The sequence below is a fragment of the Ruania albidiflava DSM 18029 genome (assembly GCF_000421225.1).
In the GTDB taxonomy this organism is placed as follows: Bacteria; Actinomycetota; Actinomycetes; order Actinomycetales; family Beutenbergiaceae; genus Ruania; species Ruania albidiflava.
Window position 1 is genome coordinate 60801 of sequence record NZ_ATWL01000006.1, and the last position, 16704, is coordinate 77504.

The following is a 16704-nucleotide window of genomic DNA, read 5'->3' on the forward strand; positions in this document are numbered from 1 at the left end:
CGGCTGTCACGACCTACCCCTGACATCCGTCACGGGCGCATCCCTCCCCACCCCACCCCACCGGGTCGTCATGCCACGAGTGCGCTCTGGCGCACTCTGGGCATGACGACCCTCAGTGGGGGGGTAGGGGTGGGTCAGGGCTGGACGAGGAAGCCGTCGTCGTCGGTGGCCTGGCCGCCGGCCGCGGTCAGCACCGCACGGGCGGCGGCCTCGATCCGCTCCCGGGCATCGGCGCACTCGGACCGCAGCGCGGCCGGGACCGGGTCGCGCTGCCACTGCTGGTCGTCGGCCGGGTGCCAGCGCAGCTCGTAGGCCATCACCCCCTCGCCGGCCCAGTCCAGGCCAGCGAGCACGGCGGGCAGCGCGTCAGCCGCCGACACGGCCACTGTGATCACCCCACCGCTGGGGTAGCGCCAGAGGGCGCCGTAGGCCTCCAAGACCTCCGGCTGGGCGAGGGCGTGCGCGTCGTAGGCATCCGCCTCGGCGTGCAGCCAGGCCCGTTCGCCGTCGTCCAGCTCCGGCACACCGTGGGGCCGCCCGGTCGCCGGCGGGACCGGACCCTCGGCCGGCTGGGTGTCGGTGAGCGCCTGCACCCCGGGCAGCACCGGACGCAGCACGTGCACCAGGGCGTCCGGGTAGAGCCACACCGGGGCGTGCACGGTCAGGTCCACGCCGGCCCACTCCTCCGCCTCGATCAGGTGCCCGGTGCTGGTGCGCACCAACGCACCGAGCCGGCGGCCCATCGCGAGCAGCAGCTCGAGCGCCTCCCGCTCGGTGCCGACCACCTCCGCGTCGGCGAAGGCAGCGAGGAGGCCGCCGGTAGTGGCGAGCTCCGCCGGAACCGGACCGCCCCGCTGGGGTGGGGCGGTGAGCAGGTAGATGCCCGCTACCCAACCCGGCAGCCCCAGCTCCCGGTGAGCTCCGCCGTCGAGCGAGAACGGACCGGACAGGTGCACCCCGGAGGCCAGGGTGAGCACATCGGGCTCCGAGCGGACGGCGGCCGGGTACCGGGAGAGGGCGAGTGCCTCGACCTCCTCGGCTGCGACGTCGTCGGCGACCGCCAGCAGGTGCCGGGACCGCGCGAGGCCGGTATCCAGGGAGGTGAGGTCCGCAGGCACCTAGTCCGCCACAGGTGTGCGGTGGAAGCTGAGGTGCGAACGGGACGCGGTGGGCCCGCGCTGCCCTTGGTAGCGCGAACCGGTGGCGCCGGCGCCGTAGGGCTTCTCCGCGGGGCTGGTGAGCCGGAAGTAGCACAGCTGTCCGATCTTCATTCCCGGCCAGAGCGTGATCGGCAGCGTGGCCACGTTGGACAGCTCCAACGTGACGTGCCCGGAGAAGCCCGGGTCGATGAAGCCGGCGGTGGAGTGGGTGAGCAGGCCGAGCCGGCCGAGGGAGGACTTGCCCTCCAACCGGGCGGCAAGGTCGTCGGGAAGGGTGATCAGCTCCAGGGTGGAGCCGAGCACGAACTCACCGGGATGCAGCATGAACGGCTCGTCGGGGGGAACCTCGACCAGGCGGGTCAGCTCAGGCTGCTCGGCTGCTGGGTCGATCACCGGGTACTTGTGGTTGTCGAAGAGTCGGAAGTACCGGTCCAGGCGCACGTCCACGCTCGAGGGCTGGACCATCGTCTCGTCGAGCGGGTCCAGGCCCACACGTCCGGAGGTCAGCTCGGCTCGGATGTCACGGTCGGAGAGGAGCACGAGGCCACGGTAGCCGAGCGGCGCCTGTAGCTGCGAGCGCCCGGTTCATCCCGGTCGGCAGGCGGCCCGTCGATCCCGGCTGGCAGGGGCCCGCTCGGGGCACCCCGTCCCACTGTGCGACAGCCGATGTGAAAACACCCGGTCCCGTTAGGTATGCTGGCCCCGCTGTGGTCCTCCATGGGCCTCATGCGGGTGTAGTTCAATGGTAGAACTTCAGCTTCCCAAGCTGACGGCGCGGGTTCGATTCCCGTCACCCGCTCCATGTGATGTCTCGCGACATCGTGAACGGCTGAACCCTCACCGAGTGTGGGTTCAGCCGTTTTTCCACTTGGTAGGCGTGGGCAGGGGTCTTGCGGTTGATGCCACGGTGGGGGCGCTGATGGTTGTAGTAGTCGCGGAAGGTATCTAGGACGTGTTGCAACTCGGTCAGTGTGGCTGGGTGTTGGGTGCGTAGATGTTTGGCCAGGGTCTGCCAGAAACGTTCGATCTTGCCCTGGGTGGTGGGCTTGAAGGGTTTGCCGTTCTTCTGGGTGATGCCGTGCAGGGCCAGGAGGGTTTCGAGGGCGTTGCCGGCATCTCCACCTCGGTGCCATCATCGAGCTCGGCGTCGGCGAAATCGGATGTCATGCCCTCCTGCCGTAGAAGGGCAGGTTGGTCGCGCAGCGCATGAGGGCGCGGCGCATGGTCGGCTCCTCGTCCTTGGCGACAGACGACCTGCTCGGCGACGGCGTCCGGCGCCATCAAATCGACCGGTATTCCGTTCGGTGATATCCACGACCCGAGGGCGCTCGGCCGTGCGTCGGGAACGAAGCCAGCGGCCCTCATCGCAACCTCGACAAGCCGCTCGGAGGCCAGGAGGTCGGGATCGACCGCCAGGTCGCCGTCGGTCGTGAACTCGGCGAGCGCGATCTCGGTCGCGCTCGTTGGGTACGGCCGCGAGCGGCGGCGGCGACAGGGCCGGGTACTCCCCGGAGGGCGTCGAAGCGTCGACGGAGATGACGGTCAGCGTCTGCGGTCGTCACCGCGGTTCGACGGGCTCCCGGGTGCGCCACCAGGCGATCGTACGTTCCAGGCCAACCCGCCAAGGCACCATCGGCCGCCATCCGAGAAGATCGCGCGCGAGGGTCGTGTCGGGCCGCCGGATCTGAGGGTCGTCCACGGGTCGCGCGATGTAGTCGATGGACGACGCGGATCCGACAGTCGCGATGACGTCCTCCGCAATCCGGAGGACGCCCAACTCCTCCGTACCGCCGAGATTCACTGGCCCCGCATGGGCACCGTCGGCGAAGGCGAGGACACCGCGCACGAGGTCGTCGACGTAGCACAACGAGCGAGTCTGTTCTCCGTCGCCAGCCACGGTGAGAGCATCACCAGCGAGCGCCTGACGGATGAACGTCGGCACGGCACGTCCGTCGTGGACGCGCATGCGCGGTCCGTAGGTGTTGAAGATGCGCACGATCCCGGCGTCGACGCCTTTGGCGTCACGATACGCGGCCGTCAGCGCCTCTCCGAACCGCTTGGCCTCGTCATAGACGCTCCGCGGACCCACCGGGTTCACGTTGCCCCAGTACATCTCCGGCTGAGGATGCACCATCGGGTCTCCGTACACCTCGGATCGTCACCGGCGGTGCGGGGTTCGTCGGGAGTCATCTCTGTGAGACGCTGCTTTCCGAGGGGGCAGAGGTCGTCTGCATCGACAACTTCATCACCAGCTCGCCGCGCAACATCGAGCACCTGACCCAGAACCCGCGGATGAGGGTCGTCGGGGCCGATATAGTCGACGGCATCCAGGTCGACGGGCCCGTCGACCTGGTTCTGCACTTTGCGTCGCCTGCGTCGCCAGTAGACTATCTCGAACTCCCTCTCGAGACCCTCAGGGTCGGCTCGGTGGGAACGATGAACGCCCTGGAACTCGCGAGCGCCAAAGGGGCCAGGTTCGTCCTGGCGTCGACACCCGCACGTCAGAGGCCCTCCGGGCCGACCACGCGCGCATCGATCGCTCGTCGACGCCACTCCCCCAGATCGTGCGGGAGCTCGGGTCGATCGTCTCCCTGCACCCCGGTGAGGATGAGGGAAGTGACCCGCCCGGCGAGACGGATGCGGGTGGAGAATCCGCGGCGATAGCCGAGGTGCGCCAGTCTGGTGGGAATGTCGAGCTTGGCGTCGGCCAGCACGCAGAGACGACCTCCCCTCAACGCCGGGCGCGCAGACCGCCAGACCACGTCCAACGAATCCGAAACACCCCCGGCCGCGCGGACGGCGTTATTCCACGGAGGGTTCGTTATGACGACTGCTCCCGGACCCCGCCGATCCCACGGAATTCGGGCGGCATCCTCGATGCCGGTATCGATCTCGACGCCTGCCCGGGCCGCGTTTCTGCGGGTGTTCTCGACCCTCGCTGGATCGAGGTCACTCGCGTGGAAAGCGATCCCGGGGTGCTGGAGGCCAGCCTCGATCGCGATCGTACCGTCGCCGCAGAACGGATCGAACGCCCGAGTCTCGGCCCGCATGCCCGCGATCGCGACGAGGGCGGCGGCGGCCGGCGGATGCAGCGTGCCGGGCGCGGTGTCGTGCTTGTACGGTCGCCGATGGAGCGGTGCCGCGCTCAGCCGCACGGCCACCACCGCCGCGCCCTGCTTCACGAACAGGCGCACGGTCACGTCCGGACGCTCAGAGGAGGACAGCCCCTCGGCGGTCCGCGCGAGGTGGGTCGCGCCCCACAGCGGCGCGACCTGTTCGCCGACGGCGTTCTCGACGTCGAATCGGCTGTACCGGTGGTCGCCCTCGATGCTGGCGACGACATCGAAGAAAAACTCATCGGGAGCCGTCCGTGCCGCGCTCAGCCTGTGCAGCGCTTCGTCCCAGTCCAGTCCCCGGACGCGCTGCGCGAGGCGGGCCACGGCGCCCTTCGTCGCCCCGACGTCGTCGATCCTCGAGATCACGACAAAGAGGTCGTCGACCGTCTGCAGCCGGAGCAGCGCCGCCGCGGGCCCGTCGTACTCGAACGTCACCTCACGATTCCCCATCCGGATGCGACGCGCGTCCGGGAAGCGTCTCTCGATCTCCGCAGCGGACACCCATTCCAGCCCTCGCAGCGTCCGAGCAATCAGTTCCATGTCCTCTCCCTCTCCGCGCTCACGCGGTCCCGCTCGCGCCATGATCAGCTCGGGGTCGGTCGACGTCACCCCAGGGGGTGCGGTGCAGCACATCTGCGTACCACCCGGAGAACACCGGTCGGCAGGTCGCGGAATCCGGCTTTCCCCCGCCGCAGTAGTGGACGATGGCCGGATCCGCCGCCTCCATCTCCGACAGGTAGTTCCAGGTCTGATCGATGCGGGTCCATTGTTCATGCAAGACGACATTCAGACCAAACTGATCATGCTGCGGCCACCGCCCCTGGGCGAGGAGGTAGTCCCTCTCCACGCTGCACACGGCCAGGACGCGCGAACCGACGTCCTCCCTGCGCCACGCCTCCAGGTCGACGAGGAGAACACCGGAGTTGAAGTACTCCGCCTCCGGGTTCAGTCCCAGCCGCTCCCACGGTGCGACCGCGTCTCCGAGGCGCGGGAGGAAGTAGTCGAGGGCGGCGCCGACCACGGATCCTCGAAGATCCGCGCTGAGGAGCGCCCGGGGATCGCGCCGCACAAGACTATCCGCATCGACGTATATGCACCGCCGGATCGACTCGGGGTACACGTCGCCCAGGAGACAGCGGAAGTAATGGGGCTTGCGTTGGAACGGCGCGACGGCCTCATGCCACGTCGCGGACTCGTCGACGGAGAACCACCGCAGAGTGAGCCGCTGAGCGCACGACTCCACCAGACGCTGTGATTCGCGGTCTATTTCCGCGTGGATCACCGTTAGCTCGACCTCTGTGTCGTCGTTGAGCGACGCATCCAGCGACGCGACCACGACCGCGAGGTACGGGAGGTAGTTCGCATCGCACGATGTCAGAATCGGCAGGAACACCGCGCCGTGATCTCGATCGTCTGTCAAGCTCATGTCCCTCATGTCACTCATATCCTCGTCCCGGCACGATCCGCAACTGTCCGTCCTCCGCTCGGCGCACGATCATCGGGCGCGAGAACGCATCCACCTGTTGGCAGAACTCGATGTCGTCCCGCAGACTCTCACGGCTGGCCGCGGGTCGGTCGCCAGTTCTACGACACTGCTGCATCATCACGATGTGCGTGCCCTGCTTGCCGACAAGCGGCAGGTCACCCAGATCCTCCAGAGTGCACGCGAGGTGTCGGAAGCGCTTCACCGACCCGACCTGCCGGTGCCCGCTGGCGGTTTCGCCCAGTCACCGGTCTTCGACCCCGCGACTCCCATAGCGGCGCGGCTGCGGGCCGAGCATGAGGCAGCCATGCGTGACCTCTACTACGGAGCCGAGGCGCCGCCCAGCTACGAGGAGATCATCGAGCGGGTGCATGCTGACGCAGAACTGCTCGCTACTTGAGATTGGCCAGGAACGACGCCGCATGGCAGCGATCGACAGCAGCGCGAGGCGCCGATAGTGAGCCATGTGCAAGCGCTGGGCGCCCTGGATCTCCGTCTGCTTGATCCAGAGACACCTGCTCCCACACGTCAAGACGCACCGCGTTTCCAGGCGTCGGCCCGGCGGCGCATCCACGAGGCGCGATCGGTTCAGGGAGCAAGATGAAATGGCGAACGCTCCCAGGGGCGCCTCCGGACTCCCTCCTGCTCCGCGCCGATCGGGCATCGTCGCAGGTCAGAGCGCGTCTTCCGCGCGATGGCAGGGTTGTCAAAGTCCCGGGACGACGATTCCCAAGCTGACGGCGCGGATTCGATTCCCGTCGCCCGCTTCGCAGGCCGGGCTCCAGTAGCCCGGCCGCTGGTGTCTCCAGGTGGCGTCACCGCGCCCGGGCGTGGGGCCAGCGAGCGCGACGAGGATCATCGCCACAGCGAGCGGGACCATGGTCTGGGCGAATGCGGTCGGGGCGCCGGTCGGCGCCAGGCCTAGGTATGGCACCTGCTGAAGCTCGCTGGCGTGGCAGTCACCGCCGAGACACCAGCCGCCACGCTGCCGGACGGGGTGGATACCATTCTGGAGCAGCTGGAGCCGTTCCCAGCGGTCGTCCTCTCCGAGCGCTACGACATCCTCGCGTACAACGGCACGTTCCGGTTCATGGTCGGCGACTTCGACGAAGTCCCGGACGGCGAGCGAAACTATCTGTGGCTGTTCTTCACCCACCGCTACTGGCAGGCGATCTGCGTCAATCGGGACCGGGCAGCGTTGCACCTGGTCAACAGCATGCGCGCGGCGATGGCACCGCACCTCGACGATCCGCTCTGGAATGCTCTCGTCGCTCGGCTCCGAGAGGCGTCATCGGAGTTCGAATCGCTGTGGCGACGCTCCGACGTCACAGCGATGGCGATGGCGGAGAAGGAGTTCCGCAGCCCGTACGGTGAGCTTCGATCCATGGCACCAGGCTGGCCATCGGTGGAGACGGGCTGAACCGGCTGATGGTGTATGCGCCCCGCGACGACGCCACCCGGGCCCGGTTCGAACGGCTGCTGACTGAGGGCAATCCCGATCCGACCGGCGCGGGCCTGCTGCGAGAGCCAGCGAGGGTCTGAACCGGGCGACGATGACGGGGCAGGGCGCGGACCGCAGCGGGATGAGCCGGCAACGCCGGCCGATCGCCGGGTGAGTACCGCGCACCGGCAGCGAACCTGCCCCGGTGAGCTCCGCCGTCGGACTGGGGCAGGAGCGCGGAGAACGCCCGGGTGCCTGCCGTGCTCGCCGACTACCGCCGCAGCTGGCGGTACCGCTCGATGAGCGCCTTCGTGGAGGAGTCCTGCGCGGCGAGCGCGTCGGTGTCCCCCTGGACCGCGGGCGCGATCTGCAGGGCGAGCTGCTTGCCGAGCTCCACCCCCCACTGGTCGAAGGAGTCGATGCCCCAGACGACGCCCTGCACGAAGGTGATGTGCTCGTACAGCGCGATCAGCTGGCCCAGGACGCTCGGCGTCAGCTCCGGGCCGAGGATCGAGGTGGTCGGCCGGTTCCCGGTGAACACCCGCGCCGGCACGATCTCCTCCGCAGTGCCCTCGGCGCGCACCTCGTCCGCAGTCTTGCCGAACGCGAGCGCCTTGGTCTGGGCGAAGAAGTTCGCCAGGAACAGGGAGTGCACGTCGGTGCCGCCATCGGTGAGCGGGTGGGCCGGGTTCGCCATCGCGATGAAGTCGGCCGGGATCACCCGGGTGCCCTGGTGGATCAGCTGGTAGAAAGCGTGCTGACCGTTGGTACCCGGCTCGCCCCAGAAGACCTCGCCGGTGTCGATGGTGACCGGGCTGCCGTCCCAGCGCACCCCCTTGCCGTTGGACTCCATGGTCAGCTGCTGCAGGTAGGCGGGGAACCGGTGCAGGTACTGGGCATAGGGCAGCACCGCATGGGTCTGCGCGTCCAGGAAGTTCGTGTACCAGACGTTCAGCAGACCCATCAGCGCCGGGACGTTGCGCGCGAACGGGGTGCTGCGGAAGTGCTCGTCGATGGTGTGGAAGCCGGCGAGGAACTCGGCGAAGTGGTCCGGGCCGATCGCGACCGCCAGGGAGGTGCCGATCACCGAGTCCACCGAGTAGCGCCCGCCCACCCAGTCCCAGAAGCCGAACGCGTTCGCCGGGTCGATGCCGAAGTCCGCCACCTTGTCCAGGGCGGTGGAGACGGCGACGAAGTGCTTGGTGACCGCCTCGGTGCGCGCCTCCTGGGTGTCGGCCAGCGCACCGGCGGCGGCCAGCTTCTCCCACAGCCACTCCCGGGCCAGGCGCGCGTTGGTCAGGGTCTCCAGGGTGCCGAAGGTCTTGGAGGCGACGATGAAGAGGGTGGTCTCCGGGTCGAGGCCCTTGGTCGTCTCGGCGACATCCGTGGGGTCGATGTTGGAGATGAACCGCACCTCGAGATGGTCGGCGACGTACGGGCGGAGCGCCTCGTAGGCCATCACGGGACCCAGGTCGGAGCCGCCGATGCCGATGTTCACCACAGTGCGTACCGGCTTACCGGTGATGCCGGTCCACTCCCCGCTGCGCACCTTGTTCGCGAACGCGTACATCTTGTCCAGCTCGGCGTGCACGTCGGCATCCACGTCCTGACCGTCCACGTGCAGCGCCGGGGTGGCACCGGCGGGGCGGCGCAGAGCAGTGTGCAGCACGGCGCGGTCCTCGGTGACGTTGATGTGTCCGCCGGAGAACATCGCCTCGATCCTGCCGGTCAGGCCCACCTCGTCCGCGAGCTGCAGGAGGAGCTCGACTGTGCGGTCGGTGATGAGGTTCTTCGACAGGTCGACGTGCAGGTCACCGGCCCGGAAGGCGAACCGCTGCGCCCGGTCGGGGTCCTCGGCGAACCAGGTGCGCAGGTCCGGGGTGAGGGAGTCCTGGTGGGCGTGCAGGCCGGCCCAGGCGCGGGTGCCGGCGGCGTCGATCGGTGCGGGGATCACTTCAGCTCCTCGGGCGGCGGTTCTGGTCACGCAATGTCTGGCCGTGGCAGCGGTCTGTCGGCGGTCTGGCCGTACCAGCCGCCAGACCAAGACAACGGTCTGCCCCTACGTTACGCGGACGGGCGCGGGCATGGGCGGCCGTCCGCGTACCGGCACGCTCGTCGGTATCGGCCCGGGTGGGCGGACAGCAGGAGGCCTTACCAGTCAGCACCGACATTCTCCGGAGAATTTCGGTCCTGTCGGCGACTCTTGTGGATAACAGATCGTTATCCACAAAAACTCTGGATCGCGTGTCGGCAGACCTTGATGTCAGTGCACAACGTTAGAATATTTGTACGAGCACGCGATCAAGAAGCAACAAGGGCGTCAGGAGGTGGACGACGATGGCAGACTCGACCCGGAGCAGCAGTCTGGCGCCGGACACCCCTGTCGGCGACCTCCTCGAGGCGGACCTGCCGACGCAGCTGGCCACCTTGGAAGCGCTCTGTGACGCCATCGTCAGCGGCGACATCCAGGACGAACGCGATCGGCACACCGGACCTGAGCTGGGTTCCGCGAGTGTGCGTGTGCACCAGATGTGCGCCCGGCTCACCGCCAAGCGGTATCAGTGGATCGCAGCCGAAGAAGCTGACGGCCTGTGGGCCGCCTCAGAGTTCCATCCCCGCACCTATGCCTCCTATGTGGCCCACACCCACGGAATATCCTATTCTCACGCACGGAGCACAGTTCGACTCGCTCGTCAGCTGCGAGACGAGATCCCCCAGTTCGGCGCGGCGCTCCGTGCCGGGAAGATCGGGCCGGACCAGGTGCAGGCGTTCGCCGCCACCGCCCTGACCTCACCGACCCGGGTGGCTGCCCTGGCCGAGGAAGTCCAGGTCGAGACCGAGGAGCACAGCACCCTGGGCACCGGCGACGCGCCAGAGGGCGACCAGGGGCCCGAGGGGCGCTCCGCCGACCACGATCTGCCCGCCGCCCAGACGCAGAGCATGGAGACCTTCCTGCTGGACCAGGCTCGCCACCTGCGCCCGGACCAGGTGCGGCGTCTGGGTCGCCACTTCGCCCACGTGGCCGACCCCGAGGCCGATGAACGCGGCTACCGCAAAGCCAAAGAACGCGAATACCTCGAGCTGGTGCGCACCCTGGACGGCTGGCACCTGTCCGGCTTCCTCACCGAGGAGAACGGTCGACTCATCCGCACCGCGATGGACGCTGTGATGAGCCCGCCTGCACCAGACGACGAGCGCACCGGCGAGCAGCGCCGCGCTCAGGCTCTCGCGGATATCGCGCATCTGGTTCTGGATCAGGGCCTCCTCGGCAACCGCGCCTCCGTGCGGCCGCACCTGGGGGTGCTCATCGGAGCCGCCGAGCTCGATCAGCTACTCATCAACGCTCACGAACCCGACCAGGGCACCCCTGAACCCGCACACTCCACCGATGCCTCGTGGCAGACCCCAGCACTAGCAGACCTGGCCGGCATCGACTGGGCACCCCGACTCACCGAACAACCACCCACCTTCGACGACGGCACCGGCCCCGTCCCACCAGCACTCCTACGCCGGCTGGCCACCTGCGGTGGCATCTACCGTGTGCTGTTCTCACCCGAGAGCGAGATCATCAACCACGGACGAGAACGCCGACTGTTCACCCCCGCCCAACGCCGAGCCCTCATCGCCCGCGACAAAGGCTGCACCTGGCCCGGCTGCACCGCCCCACCAGTGATCTGCGAATCCCACCATGCCCGCATCCACTGGGCCGACGGCGGACCCACCAACACCGCAAACGGCGCACTGCTCTGCTACCACCACCACGCACTCGTCGACACCCGATCGATCAGCATGACCCGACACGACCACCGGTGGATCTTCACCCGACCCGACGGCACCCTCATCAACCCGGATCACGCCCCACCACACCGCACCACCGGTGAACCGGGCGGCTGGACCCTCACCAGCTAGGGCGATCGACGCACGACCGCGCCGAGGGCTAGTCTCGCTGTCGATGGACATCGTCGCCTTCCGCCGCCGCGTGCTGGAGATCCAGACCGAGCTGGAGGCTCTCGACCCGACGGCTCCCGGGGCTGCCGACCGGGCCGGGGAGCTCAGTGCAGAGCTGGAGCAGCTGGCCGCCGAGCAGCGCGAGCGCACCGCCCGGACCGCCGCCCGAGCCTTCGGGCAGACCGTCACCCCCACCGGTGTGGACGCCCCGGTGGACACCCTCTCGGAGCTGGTCGACCGGCTGGACAGTCCCACGACGTCCGATCTGGAGGAGAGCACATGACCGGCGCCCTGACCATCGCCCAGGTACGTAGCCGGCTCAGTGCTGCCGACCTGCCGGAGACCCTCGTGCTGCTCGGGTTCACCGATCAGGACGCTCGTGACCTGCTGGCAGGTGTCGCCCGCACCCTGCAGGACGATGCAGCGCTGGCCCGCATCTCCGAGCTCACCGGTGCCGTCCGCGCCCGCATCGGCGACCTGCTGGGTGAGACTGAGGGGCACGTGTGGCAGCGCGAGCACCAGTGGGCCGGCGAGCGCGACCTCGCCCTGCCCACGCTGCTGGCCACAGTGCCCGACATCCGCGCCTACCACCAGGGCCGCGGCATCCCGGACGCGATCTCCTGGCGTTCCTTGTCCGACCTGGGCCAGCAGGTGGCGGTGCACCGGCTCACCTTCGGCACGTTCGGCGTGCACACTCACGACTGGTTGGTGAACGCCTGGACCGGCCGGCTGTACTGGCTCGGCCGGTTGCAGTACACCATCGAGCAGGCTGACGACGGCATCGTCGCCTCCGCGCACATCCCCCGCACAGGATCGTTCGCCCCCGAGGTGGTGGACGCCTCCTTCGCGCGGGTCGGCCCGTTCTTCGCCCAGCACTTCCCCGAGCTCACCCTGCGCGGCCTGCACTGCGCGAGCTGGTTGCTGGACCCGCAGCTGGCTGAGGTGCTGCCCGAGGGCTCCAACATCGCGGCGTTCGGTCGCCGTTGGCAGCTCACCGACGAGACGCGGCCCGGGGATGCGGACGTGCTGTTCTTCGTCTTCTCCCGCCGCAGCTTCCGCCACGACCTCTCGGACATCGACCTGGCGGCGCTGCCGCAGCAGACCTCGCTGCAACGGGCGGTGGTGCTACGTCTGCAGGCCGGTGGCCACTGGCACAGCCGCATCGGTCATCTTCCGCTCCCCGACGGCGGAGCTCACCCAGGTGGCGCGCTCACCGCTGCCCGGGGTCAGGATCCAGAGTCCCTCGTGCGGGTGTTCCACGAGGTCTACTACGTCCCCGTCCGTAGCCAGCCACCAAGTCTGCACAGCGACCGGGTGCCGATGCGGATGGCGTTGATCGCTGAAGAGCTCGCCGAGCTGGTCGGGGCCGTCTACGGCCAGGACGCGCAGCAGGTGATGGCGGAGGCCTACACCCGCGCCGTCGCCGCCGACGACGGCACCAGGGACGTGGTGGAGACAGCAGACGCGATCGGCGACCTGGTGTACGTGCTCTACGGGATGGCGCTGGAGTGCGGCATCCCGCTGGCCGAGGTGCTCGCCGAGATCCAGGACGCCAACCTGTCCAAGCTCGGCGCCGACGGCCGGCCGCTGCTGCGCGAGGACGGCAAGGTGCTCAAGGGCCCCGGCTACCATCGTCCGGACATCGCCCGGGTGCTGCGCGGCCACGGCTGGCAGGGCTGACCGGCCAGCTCCGACACCTCGGCTCCACCTCCGGACACGGCGACACGCTCCTGATGGTCCAGTCCGAGAGCGCCCAGCGCACCTTCCTCAGCCCGGCCAGACCGCTCGCACCTGCAGCACCACGAACCAGGTCGCCAGACCGCACACCAGGGCGAAGCTCGCGTTCCACACCAGGACCGGCACCCGGGTGAGCGCAGCCAGCACCGCTGGGTCCGACCCGCTCGACGGTCCGGTCACCACAGCGCCCAGGTGCCGCCACGCACCGACCACCAGCGTCCCGCCGACCGCCAGCAGTGCCCAGGCCTGCAGGTCGTCAGCGCGCAACCACCACAACGCGCCCAGCCCGGCGAGCACGGCCAGCGTGACCAGTGCGGTCAGGAACGAACGCACCCGGACCAACGCCACCAGCGTGATCAGCAGGATCACGGTGAGCACCGGTGCTGCCCAGCCGCGCAGCGCTGCTGCCACCAGGCCGGCACCCACGATCGCTGGGGCCGGGTAACCGGCCCAGGTCGTCACCGCCCGCCCCACGCCCCGGCTCGGGCCGCGGGTGACCGCGTGCCCGGAGGCGTCCGGACGAAGCACGAAGGCGGTGAAGGTCCGCCCGCAGGCGATACCGACGACGGCGTGGCCCAGCTCGTGCACGAACGTCACCCCGAGCCGGGCTGCTCGCCATACCGGGGCGATCCCGATGATCGCCAAGCTGACTGCCAGGATGATCAGCAGGGTGGTCCGGTCCAGCTGTACGGCGCTGGTCGGCTGCACCCGCACCGCCACCTCGGACCAGATCTCCACAGCTCGAGCCTACGGCGCGGCACGCCAGCCTGGCCGCCCGGCGGGCAGCACCAGGAGGGGACCGGGCCGCTCGTCCACAGCCTGACCGCAGATGTCGGCGCCGCCGGGCAGGATGGAGGGGATGACGACCACTGCCGAGATCCTCACCTGCACCATCCGTTCGGCCGCCGGTGCCGACGCCAGCCCACGCCCGGACCAGGTGACCGCTGTGACCGAGCTGGTGGACCGCCGTCGGCGGGTGCTCGTGGTGCAGGCGACCGGCTGGGGCAAGTCGGCCGTGTACTGGGGTGCAACGGCGGCCCTGCGGGCTGGCGGCGCCGGGCCCACCCTCGTGGTGTCCCCGCTGCTGGCGCTGATGCGGGACCAGATCGCTGCCGCTGAACGTGCCGGGCTGCGCGCTGCCACGATCAACTCCACGAACTTCGAGGAGTGGGACCAGGTGCTGGGCGCCCTCTCTGCCGGAGAGGTGGACGTGCTGCTGATCTCCCCGGAACGGCTCGCCAACCCGCGCTTCGCAGCCCGGCTGCCACAGCTGCTCGGGCAGGTCGGGCTGCTGGTGATCGACGAGGCGCACTGTGTCTCCGACTGGGGTTTCGACTTCCGCCCGGACTACCAACGGCTCACCCGCACGCTGCTCGAGCTGGCACCGGGCACACCGGTGCTGGCCACCACGGCTACCGCGAACCAGCGGGTCACCCACGACGTCGCCGCCCAGCTGGGTGAGGAGACCGTCACCCTGCGCGGGTCGTTGGCTCGCGCCTCGCTGCGGCTGGCCGTGGTGCCGGGTCTCTCCCCGCTGGAGCGGTACGCCTGGGTGGCCGAAGCGCTGCGTACCCTGCCCGGCTCCGGGATCGTGTATGTGCTCACCGTGGCCGAGGCGGACCGGGTGACCGCGTTCCTGACCGACCAGGGCCTGGACGTGGCCGCCTACAGCGGACGCACCGAGAACCGCGAGGAGCTCGAGGACCGGCTGCGGCACAACCGGGTGAAGGCACTCGTGGCCACCTCAGCGCTGGGTATGGGGTACGACAAGCCGGACCTGGCGTTCTGCGTGCACCTCGGCTCGCCGGCCTCTCCGGTGGCGTATTACCAGCAGGTGGGCCGCGCCGGTCGCGCACTGCCGGATGCCACGGCGGTGCTCGTACCCTCCGCCGGGGACGAACGGATCTGGGAGTACTTCGCCACCGCCGGTATCCCGGATCCCGAGCAGGCACAGCAGGTGCTCACCGAGGTGAACCAGCCCACGGCTGACCCAGGCCCGGACGCCGCCAACGCGGCCGCACGCGTTCCGGGTGCTCCGCCCGGTCAGAAGGGCTGGCTCGAGCCGGTGTCGGAGACTGCGCTCTCCGCCGCGACCGGTATCCGGCCGGGCCGGCTGGGCACGCTGGTGAAGATCCTCGCCGTGGACGGTGCACTGCGCCGGGTCGAGGGCGGCTGGGTCGGCACCGGGCAAGAGTGGCACTTCGACGCTGCCAAGTGGGACGAGCTGCGCGCCGTCCGGGCAGCCGAGGCGGACCTGATGCGCCGGTACGCCCACGGTGAGGGCTGCCTGATGCAGTTCCTGCAGCAGGCACTCGACGACCCCGACCCGCACCCGTGCGGCCGCTGCTCCGTCTGCGACGGCCGGTTGCCCGACCCTGGTGCTCGACCGGCCCAGGAGACTGTGGCCGCGGCGCGGGCATTCTTCCGCGGCCTGGACGTGCGGGTGGAGCCGCGCAAGCTGTGGCCGCCGCGCACGCCGCAGGTGAAGGGCCGCATCCACGGCATCGGCGAGGGCCGGGCGATCGCCTTCGCTGACGACCCCGCCTGGGCCGAGACCCTCGCGACCCTGTGGCACCGGGACCAGCCGGCCCCCGAGGAGATCCTCACCGCGTGCGTGGCGGTGCTGTCCCGCTGGTCGCGAGAGTGGCAGCGACCCACAGCAGTGGTGCCGATGCCCTCCCGGCGTCACCCGCAGCTGATCTCGTCCGTGGCCGAGCACCTTGCCCGGGTGGGCAAGCTGCCGCTGGTGCACGCGCTGGAGGTAAGCGGGCCGCCGCCGCGGGACGAGACCACGTCCGCCACCCGGGTCACCGACCTGCTCGCCGGGATGAAGGCGGTCCCTGGGGTAGAGCTGTCCGGTCCGGTGCTGCTCGTGGACGACACCATCCGCACCCGGTGGACCGTCACCGTCGCCGCACAGCTGCTCGGTATCGCCGGTGCGAGCCAGACCCTGCCGCTGGCGATCCACCAGCTACCCTGACCAGCTCCTGCCGCTGGTCGGCGCAGGTCAGAGCAGTCCGCCGCAGCCGGTGACGCCGTAGCCGCTGCGGCTCAGCGCCGGGTGTACTTCGCCGTGACCGCAGCCACGAACGGCCGCGCCGTCAGCGCGAGCAGACCGACGAATGCCCAGGTGAGCAGCAGCAGCACGATTTCCGAGGCCAGCAGCACCGCGGCCCCCACCACGAGCAGACCGAGCACACCGAGGCTGAACCGCCACTGCGGCACCGCCTCCGCGACCGCGATCCTGGCCGCGTCCCGGGTCCGCAGGTGGAAGCAGGCGGTGAGCACCACCATCTGTCCGCACCACAGCACCACCAGGGTCGCGATCACGAGCAGCACCGGCAGCAGCACGGCACCACCAGCGACCGCGCCCAGGTGCGCCAGGTTGAAGGAGAGCACAGCGAGCAGCAGCACCGCCGGCACCCACCACCTCAGCGTGGCGATCAGGTCCCGCCGGTAGGCCCGCAGGAACGGGCGCGCTGGGGCGAGGTCGTCGTCCTTCGGCCAGGCCCGCACTGCTGCCACCCCTGCCACGAGAGCGGGGGCTACGGGCAGGAACGCCAGCACGGCGAGCGGGAGGTTGGAGGCGTCCCGGTCCAGCAGCAGGAGCACCACCACTGTGGGCAGGCAGGTGAGCAGCAGCAGGACCTCGAGCACCAGCAGCCGGTAGACGACCGCCGCCCCGCGGGACAGCGGACCACGTCCGACCTCCGATGCCTCCTGCGCCCGTGCCATCGCACTCATCTTCGCCCATCCTCCTCGTCGGTGCGGTCATGCGGTGCCGTCCTGCGCTGCCGTCATGCGCTGCTGTCGGGCTGC

At 69.6% G+C, this 16704-nt stretch carries 16 protein-coding genes, 1 tRNA gene and 1 pseudogene; 8 read left to right on the forward strand and 10 right to left on the reverse strand.

Annotation, left to right across the window (positions count from 1 at the left end; all coding sequences use genetic code 11):
- Positions 1-134: 134 nt before the first annotated feature.
- Together K338_RS0108875 and dcd are read right to left on the reverse strand one after the other, a co-directional pair.
- Positions 135-1118: a hypothetical protein gene (locus tag K338_RS0108875; protein WP_022917821.1), complete on the reverse strand. Its 984-nt coding sequence runs from the start codon at positions 1116-1118 to the stop codon at positions 135-137.
- Entirely contained in the window at positions 1119-1700 is a 582-nt protein-coding gene (gene dcd, locus K338_RS0108880) for a dCTP deaminase (RefSeq protein ID WP_022917822.1), read from the reverse strand.
- Positions 1701-1888: 188 nt separating this feature from the next.
- Between dcd and K338_RS0108885 the strand changes: the two genes are divergently transcribed.
- Positions 1889-1962 (forward strand) — tRNA-Gly (locus tag K338_RS0108885).
- On the opposite strand, the gene K338_RS25090 is transcribed toward K338_RS0108885, so the two are convergent.
- Positions 1951-2250 (reverse strand): integrase core domain-containing protein, encoded by a 300-nt coding sequence (locus K338_RS25090; protein WP_084480816.1) that lies wholly within the window; start codon positions 2248-2250, stop codon positions 1951-1953. The two genes, K338_RS0108885 and K338_RS25090, sit on opposite strands and share 12 nt — an antisense overlap.
- A gap of 468 nt (positions 2251-2718) precedes the next feature.
- Complete coding sequence (locus K338_RS21510; RefSeq protein ID WP_084480850.1) at positions 2719-3294, reverse strand: NAD-dependent epimerase/dehydratase family protein; 576 nt, start codon at positions 3292-3294, stop codon at positions 2719-2721.
- 68 nt (positions 3295-3362) lie between these two features.
- Between K338_RS21510 and K338_RS26170 the strand changes: the two are divergent.
- Positions 3363-3593: pseudogene (locus K338_RS26170) on the forward strand (SDR family NAD-dependent epimerase/dehydratase); the annotation flags it as partial.
- A 68-nt stretch (positions 3594-3661) separates the two neighbouring features.
- Here the strand turns inward: K338_RS26170 and K338_RS26175 are convergent.
- Together K338_RS26175 and K338_RS0108905 are read right to left on the reverse strand one after the other, a co-directional pair.
- Positions 3662-4816: a methyltransferase gene (locus K338_RS26175; RefSeq protein WP_245542930.1), complete on the reverse strand. Its 1155-nt coding sequence runs from the start codon at positions 4814-4816 to the stop codon at positions 3662-3664.
- Positions 4817-4835: 19 nt separating this feature from the next.
- Positions 4836-5711, reverse strand: coding sequence for a glycosyltransferase family 8 protein (locus K338_RS0108905; RefSeq protein WP_169579536.1), 876 nt, complete (start codon positions 5709-5711; stop codon positions 4836-4838).
- Here K338_RS0108905 and K338_RS25530 point away from each other — a divergent pair.
- Together K338_RS25530 and K338_RS21520 are read left to right on the forward strand one after the other, a co-directional pair.
- Positions 5710-6159 (forward strand): hypothetical protein, encoded by a 450-nt coding sequence (locus K338_RS25530; protein ID WP_157612328.1) that lies wholly within the window; start codon positions 5710-5712, stop codon positions 6157-6159. The genes K338_RS0108905 and K338_RS25530 overlap by 2 nt on opposite strands.
- Before the next feature lie 552 nt (positions 6160-6711).
- Entirely contained in the window at positions 6712-7179 is a 468-nt protein-coding gene (locus K338_RS21520) for an MmyB family transcriptional regulator (protein WP_051154728.1), read from the forward strand.
- A gap of 292 nt (positions 7180-7471) precedes the next feature.
- On the opposite strand, the gene pgi is transcribed toward K338_RS21520, so the two are convergent.
- Positions 7472-9151, reverse strand: a complete 1680-nt coding sequence (pgi, locus tag K338_RS0108920; RefSeq protein ID WP_027286628.1) for a glucose-6-phosphate isomerase — start codon at positions 9149-9151, stop codon at positions 7472-7474.
- 386 nt (positions 9152-9537) lie between these two features.
- On the opposite strand from pgi, the gene K338_RS0108925 reads away from it, so the two are divergent.
- From K338_RS0108925 to K338_RS24415, 3 genes are read left to right on the forward strand one after another with little or no spacing between them, the layout of a single operon-like run.
- Positions 9538-11109 (forward strand): HNH endonuclease signature motif containing protein, encoded by a 1572-nt coding sequence (locus tag K338_RS0108925; RefSeq protein WP_022917830.1) that lies wholly within the window; start codon positions 9538-9540, stop codon positions 11107-11109.
- 43 nt (positions 11110-11152) lie between these two features.
- Positions 11153-11431 carry a hypothetical protein gene (locus K338_RS0108930; RefSeq protein ID WP_022917831.1) on the forward strand — a complete coding sequence of 93 codons (279 nt, stop codon included), beginning with the start codon at positions 11153-11155 and terminating at the stop codon, positions 11429-11431.
- Entirely contained in the window at positions 11428-12828 is a 1401-nt protein-coding gene (locus K338_RS24415; protein WP_022917832.1) for an acyltransferase domain-containing protein, read from the forward strand. Before K338_RS0108930 ends, K338_RS24415 begins: the two co-directional genes overlap by 4 nt.
- A gap of 87 nt (positions 12829-12915) precedes the next feature.
- Here the strand turns inward: K338_RS24415 and K338_RS0108945 are convergent, their stop codons facing one another.
- Together K338_RS0108945 and K338_RS26405 are read right to left on the reverse strand one after the other, a co-directional pair.
- On the reverse strand, positions 12916-13623 hold the full coding sequence (locus tag K338_RS0108945) for a M50 family metallopeptidase (RefSeq protein ID WP_022917833.1): 708 nt from the start codon (positions 13621-13623) through the stop codon (positions 12916-12918).
- A gap of 9 nt (positions 13624-13632) precedes the next feature.
- Entirely contained in the window at positions 13633-13755 is a 123-nt protein-coding gene (locus tag K338_RS26405; RefSeq protein WP_281166612.1) for a hypothetical protein, read from the reverse strand.
- On the opposite strand from K338_RS26405, the gene K338_RS0108950 reads away from it, so the two are divergent.
- Positions 13745-15865, forward strand: a complete 2121-nt coding sequence (locus K338_RS0108950) for a RecQ family ATP-dependent DNA helicase (RefSeq protein WP_022917834.1) — start codon at positions 13745-13747, stop codon at positions 15863-15865. The two genes, K338_RS26405 and K338_RS0108950, sit on opposite strands and share 11 nt — an antisense overlap.
- A 71-nt stretch (positions 15866-15936) precedes the next feature.
- On the opposite strand, the gene K338_RS21535 is transcribed toward K338_RS0108950, so the two are convergent.
- Entirely contained in the window at positions 15937-16629 is a 693-nt protein-coding gene (locus K338_RS21535; protein ID WP_022917835.1) for a DUF624 domain-containing protein, read from the reverse strand.
- Between the last annotated feature and the right edge of the window lie 75 nt (positions 16630-16704).